At 34.3% G+C, this 26,688-nt stretch carries 29 protein-coding genes; 14 read left to right on the top strand and 15 right to left on the bottom strand.

Translation table 11 applies throughout. From position 1 onward, the window contains the following. Positions 1-25 precede the first annotated feature (25 nt). The 9 genes from CA2559_RS03040 to atpG all read left to right on the top strand — a co-directional run bounded on the left by CA2559_RS03040 (position 26) and on the right by atpG (position 6,204). Positions 26-445, top strand: a complete 420-nt coding sequence (locus CA2559_RS03040) for a bactofilin family protein (protein WP_013186371.1) — start codon at positions 26-28, stop codon at positions 443-445. Further along, positions 417-653: an AtpZ/AtpI family protein gene (locus tag CA2559_RS03045; protein WP_013186372.1), complete on the top strand. Its 237-nt coding sequence runs from the start codon at positions 417-419 to the stop codon at positions 651-653. The genes CA2559_RS03040 and CA2559_RS03045 overlap by 29 nt, the downstream gene beginning before the upstream one ends. Positions 654-679: 26 nt before the next feature. Next, the gene (locus CA2559_RS03050; protein WP_013186373.1) at positions 680-1,096 is read left to right on the top strand and encodes a hypothetical protein; all 417 of its coding nucleotides are present in this window, start codon (positions 680-682) and stop codon (positions 1,094-1,096) included. Between the two features lie 90 nt (positions 1,097-1,186). Further along, a complete protein-coding gene (gene atpB / locus CA2559_RS03055) occupies positions 1,187-2,272 on the top strand; it encodes a F0F1 ATP synthase subunit A (protein ID WP_013186374.1) in 1,086 nt (361 codons plus the stop codon). Positions 2,273-2,308: 36 nt separating this feature from the next. Next, entirely contained in the window at positions 2,309-2,512 is a 204-nt protein-coding gene (gene atpE, locus CA2559_RS03060; protein WP_013186375.1) for an ATP synthase F0 subunit C, read from the top strand. An 83-nt stretch (positions 2,513-2,595) separates the two neighbouring features. Continuing rightward, positions 2,596-3,090 carry a F0F1 ATP synthase subunit B gene (locus tag CA2559_RS03065; protein WP_013186376.1) on the top strand — a complete coding sequence of 165 codons (495 nt, stop codon included), beginning with the start codon at positions 2,596-2,598 and terminating at the stop codon, positions 3,088-3,090. A gap of 6 nt (positions 3,091-3,096) precedes the next feature. Next, positions 3,097-3,651: an ATP synthase F1 subunit delta gene (atpH, locus tag CA2559_RS03070; protein ID WP_013186377.1), complete on the top strand. Its 555-nt coding sequence runs from the start codon at positions 3,097-3,099 to the stop codon at positions 3,649-3,651. Positions 3,652-3,672: 21 nt separating this feature from the next. Further along, positions 3,673-5,247: a F0F1 ATP synthase subunit alpha gene (atpA, locus tag CA2559_RS03075; protein ID WP_013186378.1), complete on the top strand. Its 1,575-nt coding sequence runs from the start codon at positions 3,673-3,675 to the stop codon at positions 5,245-5,247. 87 nt (positions 5,248-5,334) lie between these two features. Further along, positions 5,335-6,204: an ATP synthase F1 subunit gamma gene (gene atpG, locus CA2559_RS03080; protein ID WP_013186379.1), complete on the top strand. Its 870-nt coding sequence runs from the start codon at positions 5,335-5,337 to the stop codon at positions 6,202-6,204. A 49-nt stretch (positions 6,205-6,253) separates the two neighbouring features. Here the strand turns inward: atpG and CA2559_RS03085 are convergent, their stop codons facing one another. From CA2559_RS03085 to CA2559_RS03100, 4 genes are all read right to left on the bottom strand, one after another. Continuing rightward, the gene (locus tag CA2559_RS03085) at positions 6,254-7,084 is read right to left on the bottom strand and encodes a hypothetical protein (protein WP_013186380.1); all 831 of its coding nucleotides are present in this window, start codon (positions 7,082-7,084) and stop codon (positions 6,254-6,256) included. Further along, positions 7,084-7,830, bottom strand: a complete 747-nt coding sequence (locus CA2559_RS03090; RefSeq protein ID WP_013186381.1) for a hypothetical protein — start codon at positions 7,828-7,830, stop codon at positions 7,084-7,086. The genes CA2559_RS03085 and CA2559_RS03090 overlap by 1 nt, the downstream gene beginning before the upstream one ends. A 1-nt stretch (position 7,831) precedes the next feature. Beyond that, on the bottom strand, positions 7,832-8,557 hold the full coding sequence (locus CA2559_RS03095) for a hypothetical protein (protein WP_148232770.1): 726 nt from the start codon (positions 8,555-8,557) through the stop codon (positions 7,832-7,834). A 273-nt stretch (positions 8,558-8,830) separates the two neighbouring features. Then, complete coding sequence (locus CA2559_RS03100; RefSeq protein ID WP_013186383.1) at positions 8,831-11,605, bottom strand: outer membrane beta-barrel protein; 2,775 nt, start codon at positions 11,603-11,605, stop codon at positions 8,831-8,833. 188 nt (positions 11,606-11,793) lie between these two features. On the opposite strand from CA2559_RS03100, the gene CA2559_RS13520 reads away from it, so the two are divergent. Continuing rightward, complete coding sequence (locus CA2559_RS13520; RefSeq protein WP_013186384.1) at positions 11,794-12,291, top strand: hypothetical protein; 498 nt, start codon at positions 11,794-11,796, stop codon at positions 12,289-12,291. Here CA2559_RS13520 and CA2559_RS03110 read toward each other — a convergent pair whose 3' ends face one another. From CA2559_RS03110 to CA2559_RS03160, 11 genes are all read right to left on the bottom strand, one after another. Further along, a complete protein-coding gene (locus tag CA2559_RS03110; RefSeq protein WP_013186385.1) occupies positions 12,292-13,431 on the bottom strand; it encodes a pentapeptide repeat-containing protein in 1,140 nt (379 codons plus the stop codon). Positions 13,432-13,465: 34 nt separating this feature from the next. Continuing rightward, positions 13,466-14,119, bottom strand: a complete 654-nt coding sequence (locus CA2559_RS03115) for a CoA transferase subunit B (protein ID WP_013186386.1) — start codon at positions 14,117-14,119, stop codon at positions 13,466-13,468. A gap of 29 nt (positions 14,120-14,148) precedes the next feature. After that, positions 14,149-14,850 carry a CoA transferase subunit A gene (locus CA2559_RS03120; protein ID WP_013186387.1) on the bottom strand — a complete coding sequence of 234 codons (702 nt, stop codon included), beginning with the start codon at positions 14,848-14,850 and terminating at the stop codon, positions 14,149-14,151. Between the two features lie 77 nt (positions 14,851-14,927). Beyond that, the gene (locus tag CA2559_RS03125; RefSeq protein WP_013186388.1) at positions 14,928-16,550 is read right to left on the bottom strand and encodes a S41 family peptidase; all 1,623 of its coding nucleotides are present in this window, start codon (positions 16,548-16,550) and stop codon (positions 14,928-14,930) included. Next, complete coding sequence (locus CA2559_RS03130) at positions 16,550-17,347, bottom strand: DUF4349 domain-containing protein (RefSeq protein WP_238524723.1); 798 nt, start codon at positions 17,345-17,347, stop codon at positions 16,550-16,552. Before CA2559_RS03130 ends, CA2559_RS03125 begins: the two co-directional genes overlap by 1 nt. A gap of 7 nt (positions 17,348-17,354) precedes the next feature. Next, entirely contained in the window at positions 17,355-17,726 is a 372-nt protein-coding gene (gene rnpA / locus CA2559_RS03135; RefSeq protein WP_013186390.1) for a ribonuclease P protein component, read from the bottom strand. Positions 17,727-17,839: 113 nt separating this feature from the next. Further along, positions 17,840-19,270, bottom strand: coding sequence for a pyruvate kinase (gene pyk / locus CA2559_RS03140; RefSeq protein WP_013186391.1), 1,431 nt, complete (start codon positions 19,268-19,270; stop codon positions 17,840-17,842). Between the two features lie 27 nt (positions 19,271-19,297). Next, positions 19,298-19,783, bottom strand: a complete 486-nt coding sequence (locus CA2559_RS03145) for an IPExxxVDY family protein (protein WP_013186392.1) — start codon at positions 19,781-19,783, stop codon at positions 19,298-19,300. 107 nt (positions 19,784-19,890) lie between these two features. Next, on the bottom strand, positions 19,891-20,634 hold the full coding sequence (rnc, locus tag CA2559_RS03150; RefSeq protein ID WP_013186393.1) for a ribonuclease III: 744 nt from the start codon (positions 20,632-20,634) through the stop codon (positions 19,891-19,893). Between the two features lie 5 nt (positions 20,635-20,639). Then, positions 20,640-21,893 (bottom strand): beta-ketoacyl-ACP synthase II, encoded by a 1,254-nt coding sequence (gene fabF, locus CA2559_RS03155; protein ID WP_013186394.1) that lies wholly within the window; start codon positions 21,891-21,893, stop codon positions 20,640-20,642. A 10-nt stretch (positions 21,894-21,903) separates the two neighbouring features. Then, on the bottom strand, positions 21,904-22,137 hold the full coding sequence (locus CA2559_RS03160; RefSeq protein WP_013186395.1) for an acyl carrier protein: 234 nt from the start codon (positions 22,135-22,137) through the stop codon (positions 21,904-21,906). 150 nt (positions 22,138-22,287) lie between these two features. Here CA2559_RS03160 and purN point away from each other — a divergent pair, with 150 nt between their 5' ends. The 4 genes from purN (at position 22,288) to CA2559_RS03180 (ending at position 26,487) form a co-directional block, all read left to right on the top strand. Further along, on the top strand, positions 22,288-22,896 hold the full coding sequence (gene purN, locus CA2559_RS03165) for a phosphoribosylglycinamide formyltransferase (protein ID WP_041240887.1): 609 nt from the start codon (positions 22,288-22,290) through the stop codon (positions 22,894-22,896). Beyond that, entirely contained in the window at positions 22,886-23,524 is a 639-nt protein-coding gene (locus CA2559_RS03170) for a ribonuclease H1 domain-containing protein (RefSeq protein ID WP_013186397.1), read from the top strand. Before purN ends, CA2559_RS03170 begins: the two co-directional genes overlap by 11 nt. Before the next feature lie 86 nt (positions 23,525-23,610). Next, entirely contained in the window at positions 23,611-24,534 is a 924-nt protein-coding gene (locus CA2559_RS03175; RefSeq protein ID WP_013186398.1) for a PfkB family carbohydrate kinase, read from the top strand. 54 nt (positions 24,535-24,588) lie between these two features. After that, positions 24,589-26,487 (top strand): amidophosphoribosyltransferase, encoded by a 1,899-nt coding sequence (locus CA2559_RS03180; protein ID WP_013186399.1) that lies wholly within the window; start codon positions 24,589-24,591, stop codon positions 26,485-26,487. Positions 26,488-26,688: the final 201 nt, after the last annotated feature.

Consider the following 26,688-nt stretch of genomic DNA (forward strand, 5'->3'; position numbering starts at 1 on the left):
GCCTTAACTCTAAAACAATCACACTATGTTTTCAGACAATAATTCAGGTAAAAAATCTCGAAATAATGAACAGGTTTCGAGAGAACAAAATAAAATTTCACAAGGCACAAAAATAGTAGGTGATATTGTTGCCAAAGGAGCTTTTAGGATAGAGGGCACTGTAGAAGGTACTGTTACAACTCCTGGAAAAGTAGTTGTGGGCAAAAGTGGCTTTATTAGTGGTACACTTACTTGTGAAAATGCAGATTTTGAAGGAAAATTTTCTGGGAAATTAGATATTGCAGATACATTAACACTTAGGTCTTCTTCTCACATAGAAGGTGAAGTTTTAGTAGGTAAGCTTGCTGTTGAACCAGGCGCAACGTTTAACGCGTCATGTGCAATGAAAGGCAATGTAAAATCGTTAAAAAACGACGATGACAAACGAAAAGAAAAGTCCGCTTAATTCTTCTTACGCTAAATATTCAGGCATAGCCTTTCAAATGTTTGCCATAATTGCAATTGGTGCTTTTGGAGGTGTAAAGCTAGATGAATATCTAAATAACCAAAACAACCTTTACACTATAATTTTTAGCTTAGTGGCTGTACTTGCAGCTATATTTTTTGTCATTAGGCAAATTTTAAAAATGAGCAAAGATGATAATGCGTCTTAAAACGCACTGTTCTTAAAACCAACTTTATGAATTCTATTCAAGAAAAAGAATTTAGAAGACGCCAAATAAGTTTTGTAGGCCTTCTTAGTGCCATTACTGTTATTTTACTTGGGCTCCATTATTATATATACTACTACTTTGCAGCTTCTATTGATCTCAAGATACCACTATGGACAGTTTATGCATTTCACTTTATAGTTGTATTGCTTATTTATAGCTTTATAAACTACAGGCATACTTCCGGAAAGACAGATGTGTTTAATGTTTTTATGATACTTACGTTTTTGAAGATGATCCTGGCTGTGGTATTTTTATTACCCGTATTACTTTCATCCTTAGAAAACAAGGTGCCAGACGTGCTTAACTTCTTCTTTCCGTATTTCATTTATTTAGGGTTAGAAGTGTGGACCGTCACCAATTTTTTAAAGGAAAAAACAAACTAAAAACTTTGACTAATTTTTTTGTTTGCCAATTCATTTAATGTGCGTACTTTTGCACCAAATTTAAACAGGTTATTTTAACGCAATTTTGCAATGAATATTACTCTTAGACAATTTATTTTAGGCCTTGCATTAGTAACTACCGTACTTAGCGGTTTTGCAAAAGACGCAAATACAGAAGAACCTGAGGAAGGCTTTAACGTGAAAGAAATGATAATGCACCACGTTAAAGATGCGTACGGTATGCATATTATAGACTATAATGGTCACGCAATCTCCATTCCTCTTCCTGTTATTTTATGGACAGACAATGGTCTTACTACATTTATGTCTTCAGAGTTTCATCACGATTATCACGGTGAAGTTGTTGTAGAAAAAAATGGAGGTAAGTTTATTAACCTTCATGAAAAAGTGTATCAGTTAGACGCTGGTGCAGATTCTGTACAGTTAGACGAAGAAGGTCATGCTACAAATGCACAAATACCAATTGATATTTCTATAACACGAAATGTGTTTATGATGTTTATTTCGGTTATTGTTCTTCTCCTTATATTTATTACAGCAGCAAGAAAATACAGAAAATCTGATACTAATGTACCAAGTGGTATTGCAAGTTTTGTAGAGCCATTAATCATTTTTGTACGAGATGAGATTGGTATCCCAATGATTGGTGAGCACAAGTACAAAAAATACATGCCTTTCTTATTAACGGTATTCTTCTTTATATGGATTAACAACATTTTTGGATTAATCCCTATTGCAAATGGAGCAAACCTTTCTGGTAACATTGCATTTACAGCTGTATTAGCAGGATTTACATTTATTATTACAACATTTAGTGGTAACAAAAATTACTGGCAACACATTTTCTGGATGCCAGGTGTACCAGTACCAATTAAAATATTCTTAATCCCTATTGAATTAATCGGGATGATTGTTAAGCCAGTTTCATTAGCTATACGTTTGTTTGCTAACATTACTGCAGGACACATTATTATCTTAAGTTTAATTTCTTTAATATTTATTTTCAACTCATTAGCTGTGGCACCAGTATCTGTAGCATTTGCATTGTTTATTAGTATTATCGAGATAATTGTAACAGCAATACAAGCTTACATATTTACAGTATTATCTGCGCTTTACTTTGGTATGGCTGTAGAGGATCACGATCACCATTAATAACGGAGTAACTTAATTAATTTTAAACTATATATTATGACTATTACAGGAATTGCAGCAATTGGAGCTGGTTTAGCAGCTATCGCAGCGGGAATCGGTATTGGTAAAATCGGTTCTTCAGCAATGGAGGCAATGGCTCGTCAGCCAGAGATGCACGGTAAGATTCAGTCTTCTGCACTTATCTTAGCAGCATTCGTTGAGGCGGTAGCACTATTCGGTGTTGTTGCATCACTTATCTAATTAAGGATTACAAAACTTCAACAGTAACGGTTGGTTGCTGTTGAAGTTAATTTTAGTTGAATTAATTATCTAATTATTATAAAATGGAATTATTAACACCTGGATTTGGACTTGTGGTTTGGACGGTTATTACCTTCCTTATCTTATTTTTCCTTTTAAAGAAATTTGCTTGGAAACCTATTTTAGGAGCAGTTCACGATAGAGAAACTTCTATTAAAAGTGCTTTAGACTCTGCAGAGGCTGCACGTCGTGAAATGGAAAACCTACAAGCAGACAATGAGCGTATTCTTCAAGAAGCACGTACAGAGCGTGACTCAATTATTAAAGAAGCACGTTCTATGAAAGATAAGATGATTGCAGACGCCTCTGATGAAGCTCAAGCTAAAGCAGATCAAATTATCAAGCAAGCACAAGCTGCTATCCTTTCAGAAAAACAAGCTGCTATTGCAGATATTAAAAACCAAGTTGCTAACTTGTCTATTGATATTGCAGAAAAAGTAGTTCGTGAAGAATTATCTAACAAAGAAAAACAAGCTAAGCTTGTTGAAGATATGTTAGGTGACGTTACTTTAAACTAATATAACATGGCAGCATCAAGAGCAGCACAACGTTACGCAAAAGCCATCTTAGATTTGGCTATTGACCAAAACAACGCAAAAGAAACTAACGAGAACATGAAGCTTGTTAGCAACACCATTGCTGCAAGTGATGACTTACAGCTTATGCTTACAAGTCCTGTAGTAAAATCTGCAGATAAGAAAGCAGTTTTAAGACAGGTTTTTAAAGACGGTAACGCTATCACTATTGGTCTTTTCGATATTCTTATTGAAAACAAGCGCGTAGACATATTACAAGATGTTGCAAAAAAATATACGTTTTTGTTCGACCAAATGAACAAAACAGAAGTTGCAACCGTTACTACTGCAGTACCTTTAACCAAAGAGCTAGAAGCAAAAGTTTTAGCAAAAGTTAAAGAGCTTACAGGAAATGACGTTTCTTTAGAAAATAAAATTGATGAAAACATAATTGGTGGTTTCATCCTTCGTGTTGGAGATTTACAGTACAACGCGAGTATTGCAAACAAATTGAATACACTTAAACGTGAGTTTACAAACAACACTTACGTTTCAAAACTATAATTGATTTAAAGATTAAACAAAATGGCAGAAGTTAATCCAGCTGAAGTATCAGCAATACTTAAACAACAGCTTTCAGGTTTTGAAAACAAAGCCTCATTAGACGAAGTTGGTACCGTTTTAACCGTAGGTGATGGTATTGCTCGTGTATATGGTCTAAGCAACGCACAATATGGTGAATTGGTAGAGTTTGAAACTGGCCTTGAAGCTATCGTTTTAAACTTGGAGGAAGACAACGTTGGTGTGGTACTTTTAGGACCATCTGTTGGTATTTCTGAAGGGTCTACAGTAAAACGTACACAACGTATTGCATCTATTAAAGTAGGTGAAGGTATTGTTGGTCGTGTTGTAGATACTCTTGGTAATCCTATAGACGGTAAAGGCCCTATTGAAGGTGAAACTTTCGAAATGCCATTAGAGCGTAAAGCGCCAGGTGTTATTTATCGTGAGCCTGTAACAGAGCCATTACAAACTGGTATCAAATCTATTGATGCTATGGTGCCAATTGGCCGTGGACAACGTGAGCTTGTTATTGGTGACCGTCAAACAGGTAAAACTACCGTTTGTATTGACACGATCTTAAATCAAAAAGAATTTTACGATGCTGGTGAGCCAGTATATTGTATTTATGTTGCTATTGGTCAAAAAGCATCTACCGTTGCAGGTATTGCTAAGACGCTAGAAGACAAAGGTGCAATGGCTTATACTACTATTGTAGCAGCTAACGCATCAGATCCTGCACCAATGCAGGTATACGCACCATTTGCAGGAGCTGCAATTGGAGAGTACTTTAGAGATACTGGTCGTCCAGGATTAATTATTTATGATGATTTATCTAAGCAAGCAGTTGCTTACCGTGAGGTATCTTTATTATTACGTCGTCCACCAGGACGTGAGGCGTATCCAGGTGACGTTTTCTTCTTACACTCAAGATTATTAGAGCGTGCAGCAAAAGTTATCAATGATGACGGTATTGCAAGAGATATGAACGACTTACCAGACAGCTTAAAAGATAAGGTAAAAGGTGGTGGTTCTTTAACTGCACTTCCTGTTATTGAAACTCAAGCAGGTGACGTTTCTGCATATATCCCAACAAACGTAATTTCTATTACAGATGGGCAGATATTCTTAACTTCAGATTTATTTAACTCTGGTGTACGTCCAGCAATTAACGTAGGTATTTCTGTATCTCGTGTTGGTGGTTCTGCACAGATTAAATCTATGAAGAAAGTAGCAGGTACATTAAAGCTTGACCAAGCACAGTTCCGTGAACTTGAAGCATTTGCTAAGTTTGGATCAGACCTAGATGCTGCAACCTTAAATGTAATTGAAAAAGGTAAACGTAACGTTGAGATTCTTAAGCAAGGTCAAAATGATCCTTACACTGTAGAAAATCAAATTGCAATCGTTTATGCTGGATCTAAGAACTTATTACGTAAGGTTCCTGTAAACAAAGTAAAAGAATTTGAAGTAGATTACTTAGAATACTTAAATGCTAAGCACAGAGATGTTTTAGATACACTTAAAGCTGGAAAATTAACAGAAGAAGTGACTAACACATTAGAAAAAGTTGCTGCAGAGCTTTCTAGTAAATACTAAATAGAACAAAGACACAGACTTTAGAGTATAGGTGCTCTAATAAGATCACCTATATTCTTTACTCTTTAATCTATACTCTTAATACGAATGGCAAACTTAAAAGAACTTAGAAATAGAATTACATCGGTAAGCTCAACGATGCAGATTACTAGTGCCATGAAAATGGTATCTGCTGCTAAGTTGAACAAAGCTCAGGACGCTATTACAAAAATGCGCCCTTACTCTAATAAGCTTACTGAATTATTACAAAGTCTAAGCGCTACTTTAGATGCAGATAGCGGAAGTGATTTTGCAGAAGAGCGCCAGATAAATAAAGTGCTTATTGTTGCTATTTCATCTAACAGAGGATTAGCAGGAGCTTTTAATACCAACATTATTAAGAAAGTTAAATCTCTTACAGAAACTACATATAAAGGTATTTCTACAGAGGTTATAACTATTGGTAAGAAGGCTAATGATATCTTAAAGAAAACGCATACAGTTACAACAAACAACAACAGCCTTTTTGATGATTTATCATTTGAAAATGTAGCTGAAGTTGCTGAGGATTTAATGGCTAAATTTAAAAACCGTGAATACGATAAAATAGTTATCGTTTACAATAGTTTTAAAAATGCAGCTACGCAAATTGTAATGAATGAGCAGTTTCTTCCATTAGTAGCAAAACAAAACGATGATGTTGATACGTCTAGCGTATCAGATTATATTTTTGAGCCTTCTAAAGAGGAAATAGTAAATGACCTAATTCCTAAGTCTTTAAAAATGCAATTGTATAAAGCTATGCGTGATTCTTTTGCTTCTGAGCACGGTGCACGTATGACTGCAATGCACAAGGCTACAGATAACGCTACAGAGCTTAGAGATAGTCTTAAATTGTCTTACAACAAAGCAAGACAAGCAAGTATTACAAATGAAATATTAGAAATTGTTGGTGGTGCAGAAGCATTGAATAACTAATAATTTTTATTCCTAATTAAAAAAGCTCCAAATAAAATTTGGAGCTTTTTTAATTATAATAATATGCTATTATTTGAATATCGTCATTAGCTGTACCTAATTTAAACTGGATATTACCAGAACCACTTGCATTACCAACACTAACTTGAACTGCAAATAATGCTTTGTAAGTTCCTGCTGGCAAACGTACATAATCTGAACCTGTATTATGGAAACCATTTGCTTCACCTACTGTTCTGCTAGAGTTATTATAAAATTGTCCACTAAGACCAAGTAATGCTTCTGTACCAAGACAGTTTAGTAAATCTCCAAAAAGATTACAATTTACAGTAGCTGGGTTTATTGTATTACCATCTAAATCTTGAGTTACAAAACTGTTGTCAGAATCATCCACAAGATAAATTCCAGTTTGAATTATTCTAGCTCTTTGGTCACTAATTTTAAAGTTATTATTCTTTCGAATACTCCAAGATACAGAATAATTAATTTGGATGATTGCGTCTCTTACTAAGGTAAATGTTGTGTTTAATGGCCTATTGGTTCTGGTAAAAGCAGAGCCTCCACCAGTTTGGTTAACTGTTACACCATTATCGTCTAAATAATTAGAGAAATCTAAAACAATTTCAACGCTAGGAGGTGACGTTGCTAAAGTTAAATCACCATTTTCATTAGCATAAACTCTAGTGCTATTTCCTATACCGAGGTTATTTACATTATTAGCAGCGCTTAAACCTTCAACTTTAATATTTGTAGTATCATCACCAGCGATATGTAAAGTCTCTTGCGGCGAGGTAGTATTAATACCAACTTGTGCACTGGAGAGCGTCGTTACTAATATAAATAGTAATAAAACTTTAAGTATGTGACTAGTGTTAAACATTAATTATAAAGTCTAATTTTGAGATAATCCTTTGAACCTCCAAAACCAATACTAGTATAGGATGAGTTGCCGTCTTTGACAACACCGTAAAAGTAAATAGTATGATTTCCTGTTGGTAATGTAACATAGCCTTGACTATTAACATAAGCGTATCCAGCAACTCCACCAGAACTGGATGTATAATATATTCCTTTGATTCCATATTTCTTTGAGATTTCAGTAGTATTAAGACCATCACTATTGAGGTCTATTCTAAAAAATATTTCACCTGTTCTAGATTTAGCATCGGTAATTGGTGAAAGTGTATTTGATTTTAAATCATCTCCGGCAAACAACATTGTAACCGCATAGTTAACTTCTATTATTGATGGTTGTGGGATTGTAATTGCTTTAGTAATAATAATAGCTTCGTTTGAGGTAGATGCGAGGTCACTATTTATAACAGTACCTGTATTAAAATCTAAATTACTGGGATTATCAGGAATAAAATTATTTTCTTCTAACAAAAACACCAAAGGTGTATTGTATTGCGGGACCAATGTGAAATTTCCAAAACCATCAATAGATACTGGAGCAAGATCAATACCGTTATTAAAAGGGTTATTTGTTGCATTTAAGCTTTCTATTCTAATTGTAGAAGTATCTCCTGCAATATGTAAATCTTGTTGAGGTTGAGTTGTACCTATTCCTACTTGAGCAAAACTTAACATTGGTAAAAATAAAAATGGAAGTAAGTATACATTCATTCTAATACATTCTAAATAAGAGTGAATCAATTCCAGAACCAAAAACAACACTCGTTGCTAAATAGCTGTCGCCAGAAGAAACTTCGCCAAAAAAACGAATTGTATATGTTTGTGCTGCCGGTAATGAAACATAACCTCTACCTACATTATAATAAGTTTCATTTGACCCTGTATTACCAAAAGAAAATGAGGGTGTTCGATTTGTAAAATTCTTGGAGGCAATACCATATGTTGCACCACCTACAGTAAAGTAATTTGTAATTCGTCTTGAAAGATAATCTTCAATCTCATCACCTGCGGCATTAGAGTTTACTTCAAAGCTTATATTATATTTTATTTCTAGAATAGTTGGCCTTGTAGTAGTGACATTAAAAGAAAACACCTCTTCTGCTCCATTACCATCTGAATTTGTGAATGGATTTAATGTAATAGTCGTTGTAGTTTGGATGGCATCTTCGTCCTCACTAATGTAGAGTGTATTAAAATCTAATAAAAAGTCTCCATCTTCATTTATATACAGTGGAAATGTATTATCACTTAAATTTCCGTTACCATCAAAATCACCTGAATTACTTGCATTATTAACTGCATTTAAACCGTCTAGTCTAATTGTGCTTGTTGTTCCTGCAATGTGAAGTGCTTGTTGAGGGTCGTTGGTATTAATTCCTACACCTTGTTGAGCAAAAAACATATAAGGGAACATAATTATTAAATACAAGTGTCTCATTACAAGACAAATATAACCTATCTTTATGTCCCTTTATGGCATTTCTTAATTAAATATAATTTATCGTTTAAGCACAATTAAAATTGATGAAAGGTAAAATTACGTTCTGTAAAATGATTTGAGAAGTTGACTAATTAATCTTTTTAACAATATTTTAATATATTATAATATTTAATCTCTTGATCAAGTGTAAAAAAGTTAAGTGGTAAAGTAATTATACTTTTTAATCTTCATTAAATAACAGCTTAATTATAAAATAGATTTCATTTTATATTAATGTCTTCTCCAGTTAAACTCTCTCGTTTCGCCTTTTTTTCCTAGAGTATTAAATTTATAACTAAGTCCAAACATAACATAACGTTGTAGTACTGTACTTTGTGTATCCTGAATATAATCTTGAGTAGCTGTTCGTCTTGTATTATTGTTTTGCTTTAAGATATCATACGCCTTAATAGAAGCGGTAAAAGCGTCGTTATAAAATGAGTATAAAAGTGAACTATTCCAGAACAGGATGCTTTTTTCAAATCCTTCAGCAACATCTGCATTGTAATTATAATCTATATCATTTACCCATTCAAGCTTTTTAAAGAACGTAGCTGTAGTAAAAAGGTTTATGGTATGTCTTACGTACTCTCTACCTTCAAACAGGTCTAAATTAAAGCTATTCTCTGTATAGTTAAGTGTGTAAGATGGTCTAAACTCAAATTTATCTTTTAATATATAGGCAATATTTACAGATGGCGAATACGTTACAGTTCTACTAGCATATTGTACTGCATTATTAAAGTTTACGTTTCTGTTGGCGTTTATGCTTCCTCTAAGCCCGTAACGTATGCTTTGTAATGAATCTACCTTCTTTTGTTTATTAACTCCTATGCTAAAGTTTAAATTGTAATTACCATTTACATTGGTATACGTAGTGTTTCTTACAAAATTTTCATCAACAGTAGTTTGAGCTACCACACGATCATTGGTAAATGTAGCATTACCATAGCTGTAAACTCCAGATTGGGTTTTAAAATCGTAAGAGTTATATCCTAAATAAATATTATGATTGTTAGAAGGGCTTAAGTTTGGATTACCCTGTATAGTGTTTAGTGGATTAGACACATCTACAAAAGGAGATAGTTGATTTACGCTTGGAGCATCATTACGGAGCCTATAACTAATATAAGCTCTAGATTGTTTAGTAAAGTTATATCTAAAATTACTTGAAAGTGTTAGTGCATCAAAATTGTTTTCAAAATTAATGTCTCTTAATGCATCGTCACTTTCTAAAGTCCTATGTATATAACCAGCACTAAAACCGGCTCTTAGTTTATCGGTTTGGTATTGTAACCCTAACTCTGGTTCAGAACTGCTATTCTTATTTTCAAAATCTGTACTCTGTTCAAGATTAAAATCTGAATAGTTTTGGTTAGTTTCATTAAAGTCAAATACAGACTGGTTATCTTCTCTTGTATTTTGTTCGTAGGTATATTCAGCATTTAAGAATAGTTTTTTCTCTATTAAAGGAATTCTCCAATCTGCTGAGACCTGAAAACCATTGTCTGTATTTTCACCGTCTGTAAATTGATTTCTTGTAATTGTTTCTGGTGTGTCTCCAAAAACTTCGGTATTAGAAAACAGGAATCTTTCGTTTACATCCTTATTAATGTTGTTTTCTACTCCTAACCTTACAAATCCACCTTTTTTACCATACTTCTTTGTAAAGTCTAATTCTCCTTGAAAGTTGGTGCCTGTTCTATCAGATTGTGTAGAGGCTTCAGATTGGTTTGTAAGTTCACCATCTATCGTTCTGCTTTCTTCATTAGAATCAAAGTTTGAAAGTCCTGTATTGTATGAAAATTCAGGTCTAAATAATATTACAAAAGTTGAGTCTACTTCAGACCTAAATCTAGCATTAACTGTATGAGAATCTATATTACTGTCTGAACTTGATATAGAATTTGTAATAAACCTATTGTCTGGCAAAATGTTTTCTCGCTGGGTAACTTCGTCATTATATGAGTTAGATGCAGAGTAAAAATAATCTGTAGTAATGTCTGTTTTTTTCCATAATTCATTAGCAAAATTAACGCCTGCTGTTCTGGAGTTGGTAATACCTTGGCCACCACCAAAAGAACGCCCACCAACATTAAAACTGCCATTGCCATTAAAGCTTACAGAACGCGTATTAGAAAAAAGCCTTTGTATTTCTCCAAAACTAAAACCTGGTGAGTTAATATTATTACCACCACCTAATACGCTAACTCGCAAATCGTTATCAAAATAATTTAAAAGTCCGGCATATTCAAAACGTTCATCGGTGCCTGCACCTGCAGCTACCCTACCAAAAATTCCTTTGTTTTTATCTTCATCTATAGTAAGGTTTATGGTTTTGTTGGTTTGCTCTCCATCTTCGCCGGTAAAAGCCTCAGAATCTGTTTTAGTGTCTGTTACTTGTATTTTCTTGATAATATCCTTGGTTAGGTTTCTTGTTGCAATTGTAGGATCATTACCAAAAAAAGGTTTTCCATTAACTAATATCTTGTTTACTGGTTTACCATTAACTTTTATGGTGCCATCTGGATCTACCTCAACACCTGGCAATTGTTTTAAAAGATCTTCAACGTTGGCATCTTTCTTAGTTTTAAACGACTTTACATTAAACTCCAATGTGTCCTTTTTAATAGTAATTGGTGCGCGTGTAGCAGTAATCACAACATCTGACAAAGATTCTGCCTGCAAACCAAGAGGAATAGTTCCTAGATCTATTTCTGAGGAGTTTATCTTTACAACTTTAGAATAGCCAGCGTAGCCAGTAAAACTAATATTTACTCGCATTTCTGGTAAACTAGATTCTGTTTCTAATAAGAAAAGACCTGCTCTGTCTGAAATGGAATAGGTTATTAATGTACTATCTGAAACTTTTTCTGCAAAAACAGTTGCTGCTTCTAAAGGTGTTTTCGAGGTCTCATCTACTATTGTTCCTTTTATAGTAACACTTTGAGCAATAGATGTTATCGAAATGAAGAAGACTGCTAAAAATAAGTAAACGTTTTTCAAGAGTGTTGATTTTTAATTGATTGATGAATTGTCGACGAAAATAACCAAACAGACTATGTAAAACATAGTCTTAAATTATTTTTAAGTTTTTATTAACACAAATGCTCTTTTAGTTAGGTCTTATCATTGTTTTACAACGCTTTGGCACTTAATTTGTTTTGTACCTTTAAACTGAAAATCTCAATATTATGAAATTAGCTACTTTACTTTATGGTATTATTCCCTTAGTGTTTTTTTCCAGTTGTTCTTCAAGCCAGCAGCTACAAAACTTTGTGCTACAAGAACAGGTGCCTTTTGAAATAGTTGAATATTATTATCAAGATTGGCCTCAACATACAAGAACATCTCCTGCAGGAATACACGTTACCATAGTTTTAAAAGAGAATTTAAACTCTATTGAATTAAAAGAGGTTTTCTTTAGGGATAAACAAGTTGCATTAAAGCCTGAACTACGTGCGCCTACGGTGTATGTAGGGAAGTTTCCTAAACAAACTGACCGTATCTTAAATGCCGACCCTGTAAAAGAATACGGTAATAAACCACCTCAATTTTCTAAAAATGGTTCTTTCAAATTGTCCTCTAATGACGCTATAATTTCCTACACAGAACGTGGTAAACTACTGTATTACAAGCTAACAGATATTGAAGAGCGCGGCACAAGGCAAGCTCCTAGAAATCCTAGGTAATTATTTTTTAAGAATTTGGTAGTTATCATCATCTACCTCAACAACCTCATAGGTCTCTGCAAACCACGCATAGTCTGTTTTATTTAGTTGCTTACTCATTGTTACACTAAAATTTTCTGAAACCCTTGCATTTGTAAGTGTTGCTCCTTTAAGCGATTTAACAGAGAACTCTGCGCCTCTAAGATCTGTTAAACTTAAGTCTGCCTTAGTTAGGTCTGCACGCTTAAAGCTTGTGTTTTTAAGAATAGCGCCTTTAAAGTTAGTAGATTCCAGATTTGCTAAATCTAAAACTGTATTGGTTAAATCTGCATATTTAAAATCTGCATTTTCAAAATCGTTACCGCTAAAATTTGAATTACTTAGGTCTGCATAAGACAGATTAATATTTAATAAATCCTCATTAATGATGGAAACGCCCACCATTTCTGCATAACTGAAATCTAATCGTTCTAATAAAGATCCGTTTAGTGACGTGTTAGAACTTAGCTTTAAACTTAAATCACTTTCAATTAAAGACAATAACAAATAGCCTCGTTCTGGGCTTAGAACGCGTTCTGTAAGACTATCATTCTTTAAGTAACGATATGGCTTTAGCATTTTACTTAAAGCAATTAAACGACCTGTAGTTGGTTTAGAAATTCTGTTTGAAGGTGTTCTGTCTATTTCATCATTAACATCCTTAATCATGTTATCTAATAAAATAATGACATTGCCACGACGTTCTGCTTCTTGCAAATAGGTTTGTTGATCTAAACGAATATTCTGATTTTGAAATAGTGTTTTCTGATCATCTATTAACGTGGTTTGCTTGGCAAGGTAATAGGTTTGAAAAATAAGTAAAATTGAAGGTAAAATTGCCGTAAGCACCAACAGGAAACCAACTCTAGTAAGCCTTAGTACTACTGCAGAAAGTAAATTGGACAATGTTTCACGAGAAACACGACGGTCATCTCCTAATTCGTTTAAAAAATCTTCGATTGAAGTTTTGAGCTTTACACCCAAAACCATACCTGAAGAACGTTTTAAAAAGCTCCACCCTAACTTTCTTCGTTTTCGCTTAGATTCTTTTTGAGATGCAAAGGTGTCTCTTAGCTTTTTGTTTTCAGCCTCTAATTGTTTAATCTTCTCTTCTTGAGTCATTATTAAATTTGCATTAAAGGCTTATTTTATACAATTAAAGCTTCATTTCTGGAACATCTCCATCTATAATGAGTGTACCTTCTGTTGCCTTTTGTATTTCATCTACACTAACGCCTGGCGCACGCTCTAAAAGCTTGAAGCCTTCTTTAGTAACCTCTAACACTGCAAGGTTTGTAACCACCTTAGTTACACAACCAACTCCAGTTAACGGTAAGCTACAGCGTTTTAATAATTTAGATTCTCCAGCACGGTTAGTGTGCATCATTGCCACTATAATATTGTCTGCACTTGCAACAAGATCCATAGCTCCGCCCATTCCTTTTACCATTTTACCTGGTATTTTCCAGTTGGCAATATCTCCATTTTCTGCTACTTCCATAGCACCCAGAATTGTAAGGTCTACGTGTTGGCCTCTTATCATACTAAAGCTTGTAGCAGAGTCGAAAAAACTTGCGCCTGGCAAGGCTGTAATAGTTTGTTTACCAGCATTAATGACATCTGCATCTTCTTCACCATCAAAAGGGAATGGCCCCATTCCTAAAACACCATTCTCACTTTGAAACTCTACATCGATATCATCTCTAACAAAGTTTGCGACCAATGTTGGTATCCCAATGCCTAAGTTTACATAGTAACCATCCTTAACTTCTTTAGCTATGCGTTGTGCTATTCCATTTTTATCTAACATATACTCAATTTGAAAATTTTGATGATTGCTTAATCTCTTTGTCTTACTGTTCTTTGTTCAATTCGCTTTTCATAGCGTTCGCCTTGAAAAATTCGTTGTACAAATATGCCCGGAATATGTATTTGGTTAGGGTCTAACTCTCCTGGCTTAACTAACTCTTCTACCTCTACCACAGTAACCTTTGCAGCACCACACATATTTGGATTAAAGTTTCGCGCTGTACCCTTAAAGATTAAATTACCTGCTTCATCTCCTTTCCAAGCTTTTATAAATGCAAAATCTGCTTTAAATGCTTCTTCCAACACATACATTTTCCCGTTAAACTCTCGTACTTCTTTACCTTCGGCGACTTCTGTACCATAACCTGCTGGTGTGAAAAATGCAGGAAATCCTCCTTGTGCAGCGCGGCATCGTTCTGCCAAGGTACCTTGTGGAATAAGCTCCACTTCTAACTCACCACTTAGCATTTGACGTTCAAACTCATCGTTCTCTCCAACGTAAGACGATACCATTTTTCGTATTTGCTTTTTTTGAAGCAACAACCCTAAACCGAAATCATCTACACCTGCATTATTAGAAATACACGTAATGTCTTTTACGTTTAATTTTACTAAATGTGCAATTGCATTTTCTGGTATGCCGCTTAATCCAAAACCGCCTAACATAAATGTCATGCCATCTTGTACGCCTTGCAATGCTGCTTCTACGTCTTTTACTGTCTTTTTAATCATTATCTAGATTTAATGATGGGAATTTACAAAAAATGAGAGGACATTAATAATCCTATACCCTCATTTATGATTGTGATTTATTTTAAAATTTTAGAGTACCTGTTTGTACTGTTTAGTATGTTCTTTGCCTCTTCTATCTCTGGATTATTAATAACATAATAATCATAAAGACCTTCTTTGTAGAAATAACGCTTTATAATCTCATCTGTTATAAGACGCTCTATTTCTGGCTTCTTATCATCTATAGCTTTTGTCTTGGCTTGTTGTATAGATGCTAGAAAGTTATTGTAGTTATTCTGCACATCATCATCAAACTCTTCTTTAACTGCAATTTCAAGGGTTTCTTTTAATTCCTTTTCGGTTTGGGTAGTATACTTAAAGTTAGTTGTTTTTAAAAATTCTTTGAAGTCTGAAAAATCTGAGCTAGTGAATTTAAAATCTTCTGGCGACTCTAACTTATGAGTGTAGTAATAGTTTGTGGCAAAGTTAAAAATGGCTTCATCTTGAACTAACGCTGATGTTACGCCACTAAATTTAGAAGTTTCTAACTGTACATCTGGAAGTACGCCACCGCCATCAAAAACACTTCGGCCTGCTTTAGTTTTAAACTCATTATATTCTGCAGATTTTGTTCGCACTGCATTACCATCTTCGTCTCTATTCCAATAATCTAATGCTTGTATACAACGACCACTTGGTGTGTAGTATCTTGAAATAGTTACTTTAAGTTGTGTGCCATAAGTAAGCTGTTTTGGTCTTTGCACTAAGCCTTTCCCAAAACTTCTTGCGCCAACAATTACAGCTCTGTCATAATCCTGCAAGCCTCCAGAAACAATTTCACTGGCAGATGCACTACGTCCATCAATTAAAACCACTAATGGAATTTCAGTATCTACAGGTTCATTTTTAGTAACATACGTTCTATTATACTTCTTTATAACAGACTTTGTGGTAGTAACTAACTCTCCTTTTGGTATAAATATATTTGTCACATTTATAGCTTCACTTAATAAGCCTCCAGGATTTCCTCTTAGGTCTAAGATAATTTTATCGGCACCATCTGCTTTTAATGTTTTTAAAGCATCAATAACTTGGGTAGACGCTTTAGCATTAAATTTAGATAACACTATATAACCAGTTTTATCTTCTAGTAGTTTATAATATGGCACTGCTTCAACATCTATCTTTCCTCTTTTTAACGTGGTTGTTTCTTGTTTTCCTTGTCGTAAATAGGTAACCTGTACTTCACTACCTGGTGATCCTTTTAATAACTCTCCAGCGTCACTATCAAAATCTGACAGTACGATATCTCCTATCTTTATAATTTCATCTCCAGCTTTAAGGCCTGCATTATCTGCCGGATAGCCTTTATGAGGCTCTATGATTGTAATTTTATCATCTCGTGTTTTTACAGATGCTCCGATACCAGTATACTCTCCAGAGTTTCGAATACGTGCTGTTTCTACATCTTGTTCATTATAAAATTTAGTATAAGGATCTAATTCTGTTAACATAGATTTTATGGCAGTATCCATAAGTTCTGCAGGGTTTGTTTCATCTACATAATTCATGTTTAATTCCTTAAACAGCGTAGTAAAAATCTCTATCTGCTTAGCAATTTCGAAGAAATCATTTTTGAAACTTACTGTTGTAAAAAAAATACCGACAGCTACTACCGAAAGTATAATGCGCTTTTTCATTATTTTGAAGTGTTTTTATTTGAAGACTTAAGCCAATGTCTTATTACAATAGCAACTACAAGTCCTATTATAAGTAATGGCCATAGTGTTAAGATGCCTAAAAATACAGAAGAAATACCGAACCAACCTGACTTTAGAGCATTCACAATTTTTGTTCCGTAGGAAACTGTAATCCCAGTATTAGAAATTTCCTTATAAAAATTTATGTTTAGTGTGCTATAAGATACTTGACTTTGCAAATACTCTAGTCTTCCTTGTTTAGCTTCTATATCTTCTCTAATTGTAGAAAGTTCTCTCTCGATTTCTAAAATTTCTTTTACAGTATTTGCTTTAGATAAAAGCTGTATATATCTTGATTCTAATTCTCGTTTAGCCTTTAAGCGTGCTGTAAGGTCTATAAATTCTTCTGTTACATCTTGTCTGGAAATAGATTTTGTATCAAAGTAGTTTACGCTCTGAGAAATGCTATCAATAATGACTTGAAAGTTTTTAGATGGTATTCTTACCTGTAAATTTTGGTATTGCCTGTTGTAATTTTTGCCAGAATTATCGGTTTGAATATAACCCTCATAGGTGTTAAGCAAAGCCTTAATTTGAGAATATGTTTTAGAAAGATTTTGTGTTTGAAACTCTAATACACCTGTTTTTATAATTTTTTGCTCTTGGGATGTATTTAAATTTGGGGTTGTTGTGGTTTCTATTATAGTTTCCTCTAAATAATCTTCAGAATTTTCAATTGTAAATTCTTTTGAAAAAGACTCTGTAGAATTTTCTCCGCAAGCTAAAACCAACAACACACAAAAACTAAGACACGGCTTTGAGAAATGCCCCAACAAGCTTTTTAAATTTAGTTTCAACAAATTCATATTCAGGTGTTTCTTTGCCAATATAAACGATGAGAAGCGCAAAGTGTTGCGTTGTCCCATTATAGACAAGGTACTTATTTTTTCTGAATGATTCTCTGAGTAAGCGTTTTATTCTATTTCTATGAACCGCTAGTTTAAAGTTTCTCTTAGGCACAGATACACCAACTTTAAAACCTTTTACATCATTATCTTTTAAAGGTATATAGTACATTCTTAATGGGTATGCAGTTACAGATTTTCCATTTAAGAACAACTCGTTTATAAGTGTTTTTCCTTTTAAATGTTCTGTATTTGGAAAGCTTTGGTCCATAGGTTTCAAAGATACTGCTTATAATAAAATTCCCTCTTTTTAAAAAGAACAAACCCTAAAGTGTGCTTAATAAAAGCTTCGCTTTAGGGTGTGTAAAATTATATTTTTTAGAATTATTTAATCTCTGAAACTCTTAATGTGTTTACCATACCTTTATCTGAAATTGGCATTGCTGCTAGGTTTATAACAAATTCAGATTTTTTAACATACTTCATTTGTTTTGCAATACCGTTAACATCTTCTACAGTATCGTCTGTACTAGTAAACTTGTCATAGTAGTACGCATGCACACCCCAAAGTAAGCTTAATTGTGTAAGTATGCGTTTGTTTGATGTAAATGCTAATATATGTGCACTAGGTCTCCAAGCAGAAATTTGAAATGCTGTATAACCACTATTTGTTAGTGTACAAATAGCTTTAGCCTTAATTTCATTAGCCATATGTGCTGCATGATAACATATTGATTTTGTTATGTATCGCTTAGTACGAATATGTGGTGGCTCTTCTGGTACGTGAATTAATGGAGAGTCTTCCACAGTTTTAAGAATCTGACACATTTTTTGAATTACCTGAACTGGATATTGTCCTACAGAGGTTTCTCCACTTAACATTACTGCATCTGCACCATCCATCACAGAGTTTGCTACATCATTAACCTCTGCACGTGTTGGCGTAAGGCTAGTAATCATTGTTTCCATCATCTGTGTAGCAATAATTACAGGTATTCTTGCTTGCTTTGCTTTTAGTACTAATTGCTTTTGTATTAAAGGTACTTCTTGTGCTGGAATTTCAACACCTAAATCTCCACGCGCAACCATTAAACCATCACAGTAAGCAACTATCTTATCTATGTTCTCAACGCCTTCTGGCTTTTCTATCTTGGCTATTATTGGAATTTTGTGCTCGCTATGTTTTTTAATGAGTTCTTGTAATTCTTGCAGGTCTTCTGCGTGACGTACAAAAGATAATGCCATCCAATCTACTCCTTGTTCACAAGCAAAAATGGCATCTTTAACATCTTTTTCTGTTAATGCAGGTAAAGAAATGTTGGTATTAGGTAGGTTTACTCCTTTTCTAGAACGTAAAGGACCACCTTGTATAACTTTGGCTTTTACTTCATCTTTTTTATTTGTTTCTAAAACTTCAAAGATTAGTTTACCATCATCAAGAAGAATACGCTCGCCTGCCTTTACATCTCTTGGGAAGGTGTCGTAGTTCATATACACACGATCTGCTGTTCCTTCAAATTCTTCGCCGGTACAAAAGGATAATTTATCGCCTTTACTTACAATAACTTCACCTTTCATTACACCTACACGTAATTTAGGGCCTTGTAAATCTCCAAGGATAGATGCGTTAAATCCATACTTTTCATTAAGCTCTCTAATCATTGAGATGCGTTTCTTTACATCATCATAATTAGCATGAGAAAAATTAATTCTAAATACATTGGCACCTGCTTCAAGCATTTGTTTTAAGACCGTTTTAGTAGACGTTGATGGTCCTAAGGTTGCTACAATTTTGGTTTTCTTTCTATTAGGCATAAAATGGGCTAAAGTTATTATTAACTATTATTTAAATACGAGCCTTTCTTTCTGTTTTAAATCTTCAGTGTTTATAAGATAGGCTGTAACTATGTGTTTTATTTGATTAAGTTCGAACAATATCCGCTTTATAGGAATTGCATTAACAACTTCATCTTCAATTTTTAAAAAATAATCTGCGTTTTTGTATTCTTTAAGTAATGAAATTATAGAATATCTGTTTTGTTTGCTTCCAAAAAGATCGTCTTCTGTTATGTTTTTATTTGATGTTTTAAACTTATTTGCTGTCAAGTAATAATCTGTTTCTCTTATAGCATCTTCAAACTGAAATAAAGGTGCGTTAATTACAGTATCTCCTTGATAAATTTCTATGTCACTTACTCTTTCAAGTTTTAGTTTTAGTTGCTTGTTTACAAAGTATGCTATTCTATAAGGCTCCAAAGAGCAATGAATTGCAATGAGTTTAAACTCGTCTTCAAAAACAGTGTCTAAAATGAGTTTATTACCTTTCATATTTTACAAGCTAACAGCTAAAGATAAAATATGAGGTATAAAAATAAGAGGGAAAAAGATTAAATCTTAATTAAATATATTACGAAAACGTTTGCGACTCATAAGATTTAGTCGAAAACCTTTTTAATCTTAGACTGAAATGCGAAAAATGCTCTTTTAGATGCTTTTTCCTCGGCTTTTTTCTTTGAGGTTGCTCGTGCTTTTGCTACCACTTTTTTATCTATCCGTAATTTAACAGCAAAGTGTTTCATTTCACCAACTCCTGTGTCTTCATATACATCGTAGTGAAATTCTTTTTTTGTTTTTTGACAATATTCTATTAGTAAGCTTTTGTAACTAATAACTTTGTTCTCTAATTGTTCTATATCTACATAAGGCTCTATTACACGCTCATGTATAAATCTTTTACAACTTTTGTAACCTTTATCTAGGTAAATAGCGCCTATTAAGGCTTCAAATAAATTGCCGTGAATGTTTGCTCCAAATTGAGTTTTTGGAATATTTGTTTTTACAAGACTTACTAAATCTAAATCTTTACCTAACTCGTTAAGGTGTTTTCTGGAAACTACTTTGGCCCTCATTTTGGTTAAATACCCTTCATTACCTCCAGGTACAGCAGAAAATAAATGTGCAGCGATAATAGCACTTAGCATTGCGTCTCCTAAAAACTCTAAGCGTTCATAGTTTTGCGCATTCCCTAATTCATCTACTTCATTTAAAGATCTGTGTGTAAATGCCTTTTTATAAGGTTTTAGGTTTGTTGGTTTAAACCCAACAAGGTTTTGTATAGCACTAAAAAAATTCCCGTCCTTTTTTGAACGGGAATTTAATATGTTACGAATGATACTCATTCGTATTACTCATTAAGTTTTCTAAACAATACACAAGCATTGTGTCCTCCGAAACCAAATGTATTGCTCATAGCAACATTTACTTCTCTTTCCTGTGCTTTGTTTAATGTTAAGTTCAAATTTGGGTCTATATTCTCGTCAACCGTTTCGTGGTTAATTGTTGGTGGCACGACACTATGTTCCATCGATAAGATAGACGCAATAGCCTCAATTGCACCAGCAGCACCTAAAAGGTGACCAGTCATAGACTTTGTTGAATTAATATTAATCTTCCCGGCATGCTGTCCAAATACTTGACTGATTGCTTTTAATTCGGCAACATCTCCTAAAGGAGTAGATGTACCGTGTGTGTTTATAGCATCAACTTCAGAGGCATCTATACCTGCATCTCTTAAACAGTTTTCCATAACGCGTTTTACGCCTATGCCATCTGGATGAGGTGCTGTCATGTGATAAGCATCACTAGACATACCGCCACCTATAACTTCTGCATAAATTCTTGCGCCACGTGCTTTTGCGTGTTCAAGTTCTTCGAGAACCAAAGCTCCAGCACCTTCTCCTAATACAAAACCATCTCGGTTAGCATCAAAAGGTCTGGAAGCAGATTGTGGGTTATCATTTCTGGTAGATAGTGCATGCATAGCATTAAAACCACCCATACCAGCCTCAGTCACTGCTGCTTCGCTTCCTCCTGTGATAATAACATCACAATGGCCTAGTCGAATATAATTTAAGGCATCTATCATTGCGTTAGCAGATGATGCACAAGCAGAAACTGTGGTATAATTAGGACCCATAAATCCATGTTTAATAGAAATGTTTCCTGGCGCTATATCTGCAATCATCTTAGGAATAAAAAACGGATTAAAACGTGGTGTACCATTGCCTTGAGCAAAATTTACAACCTCATCTTGAAATGTTTGTATTCCTCCAATACCAGCTCCCCATATTACTCCTACACGAAACTTATCTACTGCATCTAGGTCTATACCTGCATCTGCAATAGCTTCGTCTGAAGAAACAAGGGCGTACTGTGCAAACTTATCTAACTTACGGGCTTCTTTTCTATCAAAATGCTTTAAAGGATCGAAATCTTTGATTTCGCAAGCAAATTGCGTTTTAAAGTTAGCAGGATCAAAGGAAGTGATTCCGGCACAGCCGCTCTTCCCTTCTACCAACCCGTTCCAATATTCGTTAATATTGTTACCAATTGGGGTTAATGCCCCTAAACCTGTTACTACAACTCGCTTTAACTCCATAATGCAGTTATTATTTAGCCTCTTCTATATAAGAAATTGCTTGACCAACTGTTGCAATGTTTTCAGCTTGGTCGTCTGGAATCTGAATATCGAATTCTTTTTCGAATTCCATAATTAATTCCACTGTGTCCAATGAATCTGCTCCTAAATCGTTTGTGAAGCTTGCGTCGTTAACTACTTCGTTTTCGTCAACACCTAATTTGTCTACGATTATTGCTTTTACTCTTGATGCAATGTCTGACATAATCTCTAGTTTTTAAAATGATTAGACGGCAAAAATAAAAAACTTTACCTTAATAAATGTTTAATGTCTTAAAATGTGGCAGGATTTTCTGTAAATTTATCCTACATCACCTAATTTTGGGGTCTAACCGATATTCATAAATAATTTAATTTGGTCACTTCTCTACATCATAAGCGTATTGTCATATTTGGTTCCGGCAACGGATCCAACGCCGAAAACATTATTAAATACTTCAAAAAAAACAATCAAGCTGAAGTGACTCACGTCTTCAGTAACAACAAGCGCGCCAAGATCTTAAAACGCGCCTATAATCTGGATGTCAATGCTATACATTTTGACAGGTCTTCATTTTATGGCACTAATGAAATGCTTAACCTCTTAAAAGACATACAACCAGACCTTATTGTGTTAGCTGGTTTTTTGTGGTTATTTCCGGAAAAGATTGTAGAAGCCTTCCCAGATAAAGTTATAAACCTTCATCCAGCTCTTCTTCCAAAATTTGGCGGAAAAGGCATGTATGGAGCAAATGTTCATAAAGCTGTTGTTGAGCAAAAAGAAGAAAAAACAGGAATTACCATTCATTTTGTTAATGAAGTTTATGACGACGGAAAGATTATTGCTCAATTTGAAACAGAGTTAAAACCAACTGACACTGTTGAGGATGTTGCTTCTAAAATAAATGAGTTAGAGATGGAGCACTTTCCTAAAGTTATAAACGAATTATTATTCCCAGAACGCTACGACACAAATGGCAACTAAGTCTCCCAAATTTTATGTTGTATGGAAAGGAAAAAAACCAGGTATTTATAAAACTTGGGCATCTTGCAAAGCTAGCATAGATGGCTATAAAGGTGCATTGTATAAATCTTTTCCAACCTTTGCAGCAGCACAAAAAGCCTATAATGGTAATTACGAAGATTTTAAAGGCAAAAGTGCAAAGCTTAGAGTCCTTTCTGAAGCAGACAAATTAAAATATGGAACTCCTAACTTTAACTCAATTGCTGTAGATGCTGCATCTAGTGGAAATCCTGGGAAAATGGAATATCGCGGCGTAGACACTAAAACTAAAAAACAACTTTTTCATCAAGGGCCGTTTTTACAAGGCACAAATAATATAGGAGAGTTCTTAGCGTTGGTTCATGGCTTGGCCTTTTTAAAAAAACACAACAGTGATAGGATAATATATACAGACTCCAGAATAGCTATGGGTTGGGTTCGTAAGAAGAAATGCAACACCAAACTATCATTAAATGCCAAAAATAAAAATGTGTTTGAGTTGGTAAAGCGTGCTGAGCATTGGTTAAAAACCAATTCTTATAATACACCTGTTGTAAAATGGGAAACAAAAGCTTGGGGAGAAATTCCCGCAGATTTTGGGAGAAAGTAACCGTCAAAATTGTTCTTGATATAATATATAATTCGGAAATCCATTTTTGATATTGTACCTTTGCAAATTCAAATTAAAAACTCAACATGGGCAAATTATTGATCGTAGGAACCGTAGCTTTTGATGCTATAGAAACACCTTTTGGAAAAACAGATAAAATATTAGGTGGCGCTGCTACTTATATAGGATTGTCTGCTTCAAATTTTGGAATTGATAGCGGTGTAGTTTCAGTAGTTGGGGAAGACTTTCCACAAGAACACTTAGACCTCTTAACAGAACACAATGTAAATATAGATGGTATTGAGATTGTAAAAGGTGGTAAAACATTTTTCTGGAGCGGTAAGTATCATAATGACATGAACTCTAGAGATACTTTGGTGACAGAATTAAATGTTCTTGCAGATTTTGATCCTGTTGTTCCAGCGGCTTATCAAAATGCAGATGTAGTCATGTTAGGAAATTTGCACCCATTTGTACAAATGCGAGTGATAGAACAAGTGAAAAATCCTAAGCTAATTGTATTAGATACAATGAATTTTTGGATGGACAGCGCCTTAGAAGAACTCAAGCAAGTTATTGCCAAAGTAGATGTAATTACTATAAACGATGAAGAAGCTAGACAATTGTCTGGAGAGTATTCTTTAGTAAAAGCAGCAAGAGAAATAGAAAAAATGGGACCTAAATATGTTGTTATTAAAAAAGGAGAGCACGGCGCATTACTTTTTCATGATGACAAAATGTTCTTTGCTCCTGCACTACCGTTAGAAGAAGTGTTTGACCCTACTGGAGCTGGAGATACATTTGCAGGAGGCTTTAGTGGATATTTAGCAAAAACTGAGGACTACAGCTTTAAGAATATGAAAAATGCCATAATTTACGGCTCTAACCTAGCGTCTTTCTGTGTGGAGAAATTTGGCACAGAGCGAATGGAAAGTCTAGACAAGAAAGAAGTTGAAGAACGCTTAGAGCAGTTTAAGAAATTAACACAATTCAAAATAGAATTATCATAACTAAAAAACGCCCTAAATTATTTGGGGCGTTTTTTTGTACAACACCAAACGATTATGAGTGATGTTTTAAAACACGAGTGTGGTATAGCCCTAATACGCTTGCTTAAACCTTTAGAATACTATAAGGAAAAATATGGCACAGCATTTTATGGTGTTAACAAAATGTACTTAATGATGGAGAAGCAGCATAACCGTGGCCAAGACGGTGCCGGTTTTGCTAGTATTAAGTTAGATGTTAAGCCTGGAGAGCGATATATTAGTAGAGTAAGAAGTAATCAAGCTCAACCTATACAAGATATCTTTGCTCAAATTAATGAACGCGTTAATCAAGAGCTTACAGACAATCCAGAATATGCAAATAATGTCGAGCTACAAAAGCAGCACATTCCTTATATAGGAGAATTACTTTTAGGCCATGTGCGTTATGGTACATTTGGTAAGAATAGTATAGAAAGTGTACACCCATTCTTAAGGCAAAATAACTGGATGCACCGCAACCTTATTATGGCTGGTAACTTTAACATGACAAATGTGTTTAAGTTATTTGATAATTTAGTGAAGTTAGGACAGCATCCTAAAGACAAAGCAGATACCGTTACGGTAATGGAGAAGATAGGCCATTTTGTAGATTCTGAAGTAAGGAAACTTTACAAAAAACTTAAAAAAGAAGGGTTTAGTAAGATTGAGGCTTCTCCAGAAATTGCTAAACGTTTAAATATTGAAAAAATCCTAAAAAAATCTTCTAAAGATTGGGATGGCGGTTATGCTATGGTTGGTCTTTTAGGACATGGTGATTCATTTGTATTAAGAGATCCTGCAGGTATACGACCAGCATATTATTATAAAGATGATGAAATTGTTGTAGTAGCATCAGAGCGACCAGTTATACAAACCGTTTTCGATGTAAAGTTTGATGATGTTAAAGAACTAGCGCCAGGACACGCAATTATCACCAAAAAAGATGGATCTGTAAGTATTCCTGAAATATTAAAGCCTTTAGAGCGTAAAGCCTGTTCGTTTGAACGTATTTACTTTTCAAGAGGAAGTGATGCAGAAATTTATAAAGAACGAAAAGAGCTAGGTGCACTACTTTATCCTGAAGTTTTAAAAGCAATTGATAACGATACCACAAATTCTGTATTTTCTTTTATACCAAACACAGCAGAAGTTTCTTTTTACGGTTTAGTTGAGGCTGCTCAAGAAGACCTTAATAAACGCAAAAACGAAACAATTTTAAATGAAAAGGAAACACTAACAGATAAACGTTTAGAGCAAATACTCTCGCACAGGCTTCGCACCGAGAAAATTGCAATAAAAGATGCTAAGTTAAGAACGTTTATTACCGAGGATAGCAGCAGAGATGATCTTGTTGCACACGTATATGATGTTACTTATGGTGTTGTAAAGCCAGAAGATAACCTAGTTATTATAGATGATAGTATTGTACGCGGAACCACACTTAAAAAGAGCATTATTAAGATGATGGACCGTCTTAAACCTAAACGTATAGTAGTTGTATCATCTGCACCACAAATACGTTTTCCAGACTGCTATGGTATAGATATGGCTCGTATTGAAGATTTTGTAGCTTTTAAAGCGGCATTAGAGCTATTAAAAGAAACCAACCAATATCATGTTATTGATGATGTTTATAAGAAATGTAAGTCTCAAGAACACCTAGAAGACAAGGACGTAAAGAACTTTGTTAAAGAAGTATATGCGCCGTTTAGCTATGAGGCTGTTTCTCAAAAAATAGCAGAACTTTTAAGTGATGAGACTGTAAATGCTGAAGTTAAAGTAATTTATCAACCTATAGATAATTTGCATAAAGCCTGCCCTAAGAATTTAGGAGATTGGTATTTTACAGGAGATTATCCTACTGTAGGCGGCAATAGAGTCGTAAACAGAGCATTTATAAATTTTGTTGAAGGTAATAAGGAGCGCGCCTACTAAACGCGTCGTTAGTCCGAGTAATATGTATTTTATCTAATTTACTGAAAAACACATATTTATTTAAGTTGACTATATTACATTTGACGATACCATAACTAAGTAGGTTAAGTTTATGGTAGATTTGGGGCAAAAAAGGGTGGTTTATCCACCCTTTTTTATTTGCATATAATGCATAAAAAAAGGAGGCTTTTAAGAAGCCTC

This window comes from Croceibacter atlanticus HTCC2559, assembly GCF_000196315.1.
Taxonomy (GTDB): domain Bacteria; phylum Bacteroidota; class Bacteroidia; order Flavobacteriales; family Flavobacteriaceae; genus Croceibacter; species Croceibacter atlanticus.

Coding starts and splice junctions, on each gene's coding strand:
- CA2559_RS03040 (WP_013186371.1), top strand. CDS start 26: ATGTTTTCAGACAATAATTCAGGTAAAAAATCTCGAAATAATGAACAG.
- CA2559_RS03045 (WP_013186372.1), top strand. CDS start 417: ATGACAAACGAAAAGAAAAGTCCGCTTAATTCTTCTTACGCTAAATAT.
- CA2559_RS03050 (WP_013186373.1), top strand. CDS start 680: ATGAATTCTATTCAAGAAAAAGAATTTAGAAGACGCCAAATAAGTTTT.
- atpB (WP_013186374.1), top strand. CDS start 1,187: ATGAATATTACTCTTAGACAATTTATTTTAGGCCTTGCATTAGTAACT.
- atpE (WP_013186375.1), top strand. CDS start 2,309: ATGACTATTACAGGAATTGCAGCAATTGGAGCTGGTTTAGCAGCTATC.
- CA2559_RS03065 (WP_013186376.1), top strand. CDS start 2,596: ATGGAATTATTAACACCTGGATTTGGACTTGTGGTTTGGACGGTTATT.
- atpH (WP_013186377.1), top strand. CDS start 3,097: ATGGCAGCATCAAGAGCAGCACAACGTTACGCAAAAGCCATCTTAGAT.
- atpA (WP_013186378.1), top strand. CDS start 3,673: ATGGCAGAAGTTAATCCAGCTGAAGTATCAGCAATACTTAAACAACAG.
- atpG (WP_013186379.1), top strand. CDS start 5,335: ATGGCAAACTTAAAAGAACTTAGAAATAGAATTACATCGGTAAGCTCA.
- CA2559_RS03085 (WP_013186380.1), bottom strand. CDS start 7,084: ATGTTTAACACTAGTCACATACTTAAAGTTTTATTACTATTTATATTA.
- CA2559_RS03090 (WP_013186381.1), bottom strand. CDS start 7,830: ATGAATGTATACTTACTTCCATTTTTATTTTTACCAATGTTAAGTTTT.
- CA2559_RS03095 (WP_148232770.1), bottom strand. CDS start 8,557: ATGAGACACTTGTATTTAATAATTATGTTCCCTTATATGTTTTTTGCT.
- CA2559_RS13520 (WP_013186384.1), top strand. CDS start 11,794: ATGAAATTAGCTACTTTACTTTATGGTATTATTCCCTTAGTGTTTTTT.
- CA2559_RS03110 (WP_013186385.1), bottom strand. CDS start 13,431: ATGACTCAAGAAGAGAAGATTAAACAATTAGAGGCTGAAAACAAAAAG.
- CA2559_RS03115 (WP_013186386.1), bottom strand. CDS start 14,119: ATGTTAGATAAAAATGGAATAGCACAACGCATAGCTAAAGAAGTTAAG.
- CA2559_RS03120 (WP_013186387.1), bottom strand. CDS start 14,850: ATGATTAAAAAGACAGTAAAAGACGTAGAAGCAGCATTGCAAGGCGTA.
- CA2559_RS03125 (WP_013186388.1), bottom strand. CDS start 16,550: ATGAAAAAGCGCATTATACTTTCGGTAGTAGCTGTCGGTATTTTTTTT.
- rnpA (WP_013186390.1), bottom strand. CDS start 17,726: ATGGACCAAAGCTTTCCAAATACAGAACATTTAAAAGGAAAAACACTT.
- pyk (WP_013186391.1), bottom strand. CDS start 19,270: ATGCCTAATAGAAAGAAAACCAAAATTGTAGCAACCTTAGGACCATCA.
- CA2559_RS03145 (WP_013186392.1), bottom strand. CDS start 19,783: ATGAAAGGTAATAAACTCATTTTAGACACTGTTTTTGAAGACGAGTTT.
- rnc (WP_013186393.1), bottom strand. CDS start 20,634: ATGAGTATCATTCGTAACATATTAAATTCCCGTTCAAAAAAGGACGGG.
- fabF (WP_013186394.1), bottom strand. CDS start 21,893: ATGGAGTTAAAGCGAGTTGTAGTAACAGGTTTAGGGGCATTAACCCCA.
- CA2559_RS03160 (WP_013186395.1), bottom strand. CDS start 22,137: ATGTCAGACATTGCATCAAGAGTAAAAGCAATAATCGTAGACAAATTA.
- CA2559_RS03170 (WP_013186397.1), top strand. CDS start 22,886: ATGGCAACTAAGTCTCCCAAATTTTATGTTGTATGGAAAGGAAAAAAA.
- CA2559_RS03175 (WP_013186398.1), top strand. CDS start 23,611: ATGGGCAAATTATTGATCGTAGGAACCGTAGCTTTTGATGCTATAGAA.
- CA2559_RS03180 (WP_013186399.1), top strand. CDS start 24,589: ATGAGTGATGTTTTAAAACACGAGTGTGGTATAGCCCTAATACGCTTG.